This is a genomic window from Sulfolobales archaeon, assembly GCA_038897115.1.
Lineage (GTDB): Archaea > Thermoproteota > Thermoprotei_A > Sulfolobales > AG1 > AG1.
In genome coordinates this window covers 1-3,388 of sequence record JAWAXC010000164.1, presented here as the reverse complement: position 1 = coordinate 3,388, position 3,388 = coordinate 1, and the positions used below count along the sequence as shown (strand labels likewise).

General features: G+C 33.3%; 1 protein-coding gene and 1 CRISPR repeat array. The gene reads right to left on the bottom strand.

The window, feature by feature from the left end:
* Positions 1-328 precede the first annotated feature (328 nt).
* A CRISPR array of direct repeats spans positions 329-2,824; the repeat unit is 24 nt; unit sequence GTCAAAATAACAAAGAACTAAAAG.
* Positions 2,825-2,899: 75 nt separating this feature from the next.
* On the bottom strand, positions 2,900-3,388 hold a 489-nt coding region (gene cas1 / locus QXE01_12225; GenBank protein ID MEM4972004.1), incomplete at its 5' end, for a CRISPR-associated endonuclease Cas1.

Genomic DNA, 3,388 nt, shown 5'->3' with positions numbered 1-3,388 from the left:
CTTAGCGATCTTTTTTTAGTTCTTTATTATTTTGTCAAGGTTCTGTTCAAGAGCTCAATGAGAAATTAGAGCCTCTTAGTTCTTTATTATTTTTGTCTTTCCTCGATGTTATTTTGTTTATAAGCTTTTTGGTGAGAGTCAAATGGTTTATTGAAATTATCTTCCTCATTTAGGATCTTAAATATCGTTTAAAAAGTAGCTTATGGGGGTGAGAGTAATATACGTAAAATTACGAGCTAAAACAAAACTCTCACCCAAATACTTATTAACCAAAAGTGAGAAAAGAGAAATAACATAAAAAATACGCAAAAACAACGGCAACGGATCAGTCAAAATAACAAAGAACTAAAAGAATAACTATTCCTCCAAACTCCAAAATGACTTTTCAAGGTCAAAATAACAAAGAACTAAAAGACGTAAAGTTAGGCTTATAATACCGTTAAAAAGGGGGTCAAAATAACAAAGAACTAAAAGATATTTTTAATACGGGCGCTTTAAATACTAAAACGTATAGTCAAAATAACAAAGAACTAAAAGGATAGTCCTAGTAGAGTTAGGGTTTTGCTGGATGACGCGTCAAAATAACAAAGAACTAAAAGCGGAAGACCTGCTAGAAAAATACGTATACAGGTATGTCAAAATAACAAAGAACTAAAAGACCAGGGCCATGTTATTGCAGGAGGCCATACAGAACCGTCAAAATAACAAAGAACTAAAAGTCTCAATTTTTGTACATGCCACCTACCCTGGGACTGTCAAAATAACAAAGAACTAAAAGTTAATGTGAAAGGAAAAGATGTGGTTGATATTGGTGTCAAAATAACAAAGAACTAAAAGTTCCATTTTACTGTTAATTTACTACCCATATCAATTGTCAAAATAACAAAGAACTAAAAGGTGCTAGCAGTTATGTGTTGAAAAGCAAAATATATGTGTCAAAATAACAAAGAACTAAAAGGTTAAAGGCAGAGGAGAAAAAGCTCCTAACTTTTTCCGTCAAAATAACAAAGAACTAAAAGGAAGAGAAAAGGCGTAATAGGCCTAAAGGTAGAAGTGTCAAAATAACAAAGAACTAAAAGCAAGCGAAGCGAATGCAATTTTAGAAGATATAGAATGGGTCAAAATAACAAAGAACTAAAAGCTAATGTTTTGCATTTTGTAAAATAGTTTTGTTAGTCAAAATAACAAAGAACTAAAAGTGTAGTAGCTAGAGCTGCCCTATCACATGATGAGCCAAAACGTAAGCTGTACCACTAAAAGTGTAGTAGCTAGAGCTGCAATAAGGTATTTCCTTGAAAAGTCAAAATAACAAAGAACTAAAAGTAATACAAAGTCTTGGCTTGCCAAGCCGGTCTCAAGTCAAAATAACAAAGAACTAAAAGTCTATAATGCTTTTCGTTTTGCTTATTAACTCAGCCAGGGTCAAAATAACAAAGAACTAAAAGTACACACACGCACCTCGTGGTCTTGGACGGGAAAGTCAAAATAACAAAGAACTAAAAGTAGAAGTTGGTGAAAACGCTAATGTTTTCGAAATCCTGTCAAAATAACAAAGAACTAAAAGCTCTCATAATGTCACCCATAGTCATTGGGTAGGCCGTCAAAATAACAAAGAACTAAAAGGGTGTTTCTGTAACTGCACCAAACATCTACAACTGTCAAAATAACAAAGAACTAAAAGGTAGAGTTTTTTGGATTTCGGCGGGCGGTAATGTGTCAAAATAACAAAGAACTAAAAGGACTTAAGGGTTGAGCCATCTTCTGTTTCACCCATGTCAAAATAACAAAGAACTAAAAGTTAATGTTTGCATCTTTCGCATCGCTTAATGTTATAAGTCAAAATAACAAAGAACTAAAAGCCCACAAAAGCTAAAAAAGCTATTAGAAAATTGAGTCAAAATAACAAAGAACTAAAAGTGTACACGTGTCCAACTTTTACTTCTGGGACTAGATCCGTCAAAATAACAAAGAACTAAAAGACTTTGTCTCTTAAGGCTTTTTTAACATTCTTCTCTGTCAAAATAACAAAGAACTAAAAGTCTTGTTACCTTGTTGACTGATGTTAGTAGTATAACTGTCAAAATAACAAAGAACTAAAAGCGCGTGGCGAATTGGGTTGCAGCAGCCCCTCACTAGTCAAAATAACAAAGAACTAAAAGGTTGCATTTGTTAAGCACAAAGCTTTTAAATTATATGTCAAAATAACAAAGAACTAAAAGCAGTTAGGTGACCTTTATGTTGATGTAGAGACCACAGAGTCAAAATAACAAAGAACTAAAAGTAATAGGCTTAAACAGATTTACTGAAAACACGATTTGTCAAAATAACAAAGAACTAAAAGGCGAAATGTTGTTTAATGCGTTAAAAGACGCAAGTACAGTCAAAATAACAAAGAACTAAAAGCCCACCACATTAAAAAGACCACTAAGGCTATCAAAGTCAAAATAACAAAGAACTAAAAGGGATTTGCTAATCGCGGCGCGGCATTTAGGGCATGTCAAAATAACAAAGAACTAAAAGACCCAATAGAGACAACACCGTACCATGAGTATGGGCGTCAAAATAACAAAGAACTAAAAGTGCGGAGATATTAGCAAAAATTCTAAAGGAAATGTTAGTCAAAATAACAAAGAACTAAAAGTTTTGTTTTTTGATTTCCTTAACTTTTTCGGGCGGTATGTCAAAATAACAAAGAACTAAAAGTCAAAACGCGCAATATCTTCGCTTCGTAGCGCTTCAAGTCAAAATAACAAAGAACTAAAAGCAAATATGCAATAAAAAGAGTAATGGGGCTTTAGGAGTCAAAATAACAAAGAACTAAAAGTATTTGGAGATGCTTATTGTTTAAGCTAGTGTGTTGTGAGGTGGGCTTATGGGGGGTTAAAAAGTTGTTTTTATTTCATTCTTGCGAATATAATAGTTTTTTAGGGTTATAGGTGTATGTGTATCTTATGGTGTTATCCTTTGTTCTTATTCTTTTAGCTAGTTTTAGGGCATTTACGTATATTGCTTTGTATGGTATTATGTTGGTTTCTCTGATTTTTGCTCTCAGTATGCTATAGAATTCTTTCATTAGCGTATTCATTGATTCTTTACTTATATAGCCTTCTTCGTCTAGTTCTGGTAATTTGTTTGTTTTTCTAAGATATTTGATTACGGCATGTATTGCTATTGGTTTGTACATTTCTGTATAATCGAATACTAATGGTGTGGAGTATCTGGTTTTATGATGTAATCCGTAAGTTGGGTCTAATCCGCTTGCTAGTAGTGCTCTGGTTGCTGTGGAGTATAATATAGCGTATAGGAGGGAGATTGCTTGGTTAAATGGGTCTTTGGCTCGTGGTCTTCTGCCTTGAAAGTCGTATTTTTGTTTGAGTTCTCTTAGTAA